Here is a 3,030-nt window from a genome sequence, read left to right as displayed (position 1 = left end):
AACCGGTATACCCTTCCGACACAAGCTGCTCATAAAGCCTCACGGCCGTTCGCCGCTCCCGGCGTGGTCGCTTCTGGTCCTGATCGAACAGGTCCTGAAGCCGAAGATCAAACCCGTTGCACAGTTTGTGCCGAACCGGCGGGGCCTGGCGCTGGTAGCTCGGCGGGCTCTCATCCTTCAGATACTTCTTGATCGTATTGCGCGATAATCCCGTCGCCCGAGCAACAGACCGGATACTGCGCCCTTCAACCAGCACCCACAGACGGATCTTCGATACACTTTCCATCAATAACACCTGCTCTTCCTCCGCACTTTCTGTGCGGATGCTAACGAAAACAGGTGGGTCAATTTTACTCGCTCATAACCCACCCAAGTGGGTCAATTTCGCACGCCGATTCACACTGGCGAGACGGAGTTCGGATTTCACGAGTTCACCACGAGCCTCGCGTCGAGCTATGATCGCTGGACCAACCGCGATTTCGTTCGCCACTACTATAATGGCGGCGGGCGCGCGGTGACACTGCTGGAGATCGGACACCTGCGAGAGATTGCCGAGCAATACGCCTATGGCGATGAGACCCAGGGCGCGTTCCGCCGCCTCGCGGACCAGATCGCAGATGCAGCGCGCGCGTCGGGCGCCGGGTCGCTCCGCTACGACTTCGGCGCTCCGTACGATTTCGGTGATGTCGCATTCTCCCACGGCGCGATGCTTCGGATCACCGGCGAGACCACCTTCGAGTTCAGCGACAGTTTCGAGGATCCGCTTGATGTCGGCATCGAGGCCGGCGGTACGCCGTATCCGATCACCGGCGACTGGACCACGCGGTTCTCTGCCGAGGTCATCAAGGACGCCGGTGCCAGCCAGTATGGCGCGGTCGATGCGCGATGACGTTGAGGCGGCGACCTTTTGCAGGCACGCTCGCCACATACGTTCTGTTCGGTCTGACCGGGTTGTTCCTACTCTGGGCGTTGGTCGCCGGTGCGCGGTGGGCGATGAATTTCCAGGAGTCCGTGACCCTGCCAAATGGGATGCAGTTGGGCCGGGAGTTCAACTGGAACCGCCACGGCCGCTGGGATCTGGTCGCGACGAACGGCCGAACGAGGCTTGCTCGCGATATAGAGTTCGTCTGCTTCAACGACAGGTACGTCTTCGTGGACACATACGAACGCGCCTTCACCGGTCTCTACGACGCCGAGGCCGACAGCAGTGTGCCAGTGGATTACTCTGATGCCATGGACGTCAGTGGCCTAAGCAAGCCCGGCGAGGGCTGCGACGGATACTATACGGGCTGGGTCGGCCCCGGCCTTCTGCTCGATGACGGGCGCCCGCCTTTCGTTCCACCGTGTGCATGGCGAAACGTAGACAACGAGACCCTTCGCGACCGGGCGTGGTTTGAGCGCCCCTGTGCGCCGGGACCGTGGCCTCCTGAGCGGTAATGACCCTCAGAATATCGGATTCCCGTTCGTTCCCAACGGTTTGCGTCTGCTCCGTGCGACACGTGAATGACGTTGTGAGAGTGAGATTCGCCTAAGATACTGATTTCACGAAGCTATTTCGACCTCCTCGGGTTGCCTCATAACCTGAAGGTCGTAGGTTCAAATCCTACTCTCGCAACTAGAAAACTAACATCAATCACAAACACTTAGTCGCCCAAGGGCGGCTTTTTGCATTCGTATGGTTTCGGGTTGGTGCTACGCTGGTGCTACAAATCCGACCTTCGGAAACACTGTGGAAACAACCGGGGCCGAGCCAAGGGCTAAACTCTGTAGGTTGGACGCGCAGAGGGCAGGTAACGCCCGCGCAGAAAAAACATGGCACCGGACTTTCGCTGCGAATGTGTGGGTGTTGGACGGGGTTAAGTAAGCGGACATTCAAGGCGCAGTTGTGACGCGGCCATTGCCGCACGAAACATGAAGTTTAGCTATGCGCAGAAAGCGGCCACTGCAAAGTTGCAAACGATAGTGGCCCTTAGGAGCCTAACCGACCCACAGCGGACCTTCGCGCCAGATGCAGTGGATAATCGGTCCCAGCCCAAATACGGCGTTCGGTCGCTACTGAAGCCAATATGGCACGCGACCCGGGCTTTATCGTCGTGCGGAGCAAGGTTCTGGCGTTGCGGGATGGTCGCGGGGCGCTTCCGTTTCAGGTCTCTTTTCGAAAATCAACATCCAGCTTAGATAGCAACCAACCAAACGGAAAACTGTGTGCCATGCCACACTCTCGGCACTCCACCATTTCCACAAGAAAGAAACGTGCCGCTTCTCTCTTTCTCACTTTGAAGGGCGTTTCACAACTCGGGCACAAGAAAAATTCTTTAAAATTCCGGTTTGTCATGTCCAGCATGGCTGATTTCCCGGACTTGAAAATAACTTCAAAGGTTGTGCCCCACCCTGTGGTGTAGGATGCCGCGCGCGAAGCCATTGGCTTAGCGCAGCGCGCGGCCGGGCTGGCGGCCACCGCGGCTCTTCGTAGTCTGAGGCTGTTCAAAGACCGACGACAACGAAGGAGAACACGATGACCAACCCCATAATCGACCTTCCGGGGGTGATCGCCAAGAGCGATGACGCGGATTTTCTGCGCGATCTGATCCAGGACGCCGCGCAGCGGCTTATGGACATCGAAGTGGCCGCTGTCTGCGGTGCCGCGCATGGCGAGCGCAGCCCGGACCGCGAGAACCAGCGTAATGGCTATCGGCCGCGACAGTGGGACACCCGGGCGGGGACCATCGGTCTGAACATCCCGAAGCTGCGTAAAGGCAGTTACTTCCCGACCTTTCTCGAGCCGCGCAGGACCGCCGAGAAAGCGCTGATGGCGGTGAGCCAAGAGGCCTATATCCAAGGCGTCTCCACCCGCGCGGTGGATGACCTGGTGCGCGCCATGGGGTTGACCGGCACTTCGAAGAGCCAGGTGTCGCGGCTGTGCGAGGAGATCCACTGCCCGGCAGGGCATCGCGCAGCGATGGCTCGAGAGGGACGAGCGGGTGCAGGCGTTCCTGAACCGCCCCCTCGAGGGCGATTGGCCCTTTCTCT

The 3,030-nt window shown here is 59.4% G+C and carries 4 protein-coding genes and 1 pseudogene; 3 read left to right on the top strand and 2 right to left on the bottom strand.

What is annotated here, in order from left to right:
* On the bottom strand, nucleotides 1-286 hold a 286-nt coding region (locus tag DMZ65_RS19975), incomplete at its 3' end, for a helix-turn-helix domain-containing protein (RefSeq protein WP_332871573.1).
* Between the two features lie 87 nt (nucleotides 287-373).
* Here DMZ65_RS19975 and DMZ65_RS19280 point away from each other — a divergent pair.
* Both DMZ65_RS19280 and DMZ65_RS19275 read left to right on the top strand, forming a co-directional pair.
* Nucleotides 374-889 (top strand): hypothetical protein, encoded by a 516-nt coding sequence (locus DMZ65_RS19280; protein ID WP_116600310.1) that lies wholly within the window; start codon nucleotides 374-376, stop codon nucleotides 887-889.
* Between the two features lie 104 nt (nucleotides 890-993).
* On the top strand, nucleotides 994-1,437 hold the full coding sequence (locus DMZ65_RS19275; RefSeq protein ID WP_157960705.1) for a hypothetical protein: 444 nt from the start codon (nucleotides 994-996) through the stop codon (nucleotides 1,435-1,437).
* 706 nt (nucleotides 1,438-2,143) lie between these two features.
* On the opposite strand, the gene DMZ65_RS19610 is transcribed toward DMZ65_RS19275, so the two are convergent.
* The gene (locus DMZ65_RS19610) at nucleotides 2,144-2,458 is read right to left on the bottom strand and encodes a hypothetical protein (protein WP_157960704.1); all 315 of its coding nucleotides are present in this window, start codon (nucleotides 2,456-2,458) and stop codon (nucleotides 2,144-2,146) included.
* 57 nt (nucleotides 2,459-2,515) lie between these two features.
* Here DMZ65_RS19610 and DMZ65_RS19270 point away from each other — a divergent pair.
* Nucleotides 2,516-3,030 (top strand): annotated as a pseudogene (locus DMZ65_RS19270) (transposase); the annotation flags it as partial.

The sequence above is a fragment of the Primorskyibacter marinus genome (genome assembly GCF_003313245.1).
Lineage (GTDB): Bacteria > Pseudomonadota > Alphaproteobacteria > Rhodobacterales > Rhodobacteraceae > Primorskyibacter > Primorskyibacter marinus.
This window is presented reverse-complemented; position numbering and strand designations above follow the sequence as displayed.

Coding starts and splice junctions, on each gene's coding strand:
- DMZ65_RS19275 (WP_157960705.1), top strand. CDS start 994: ATGAATTTCCAGGAGTCCGTGACCCTGCCAAATGGGATGCAGTTGGGC.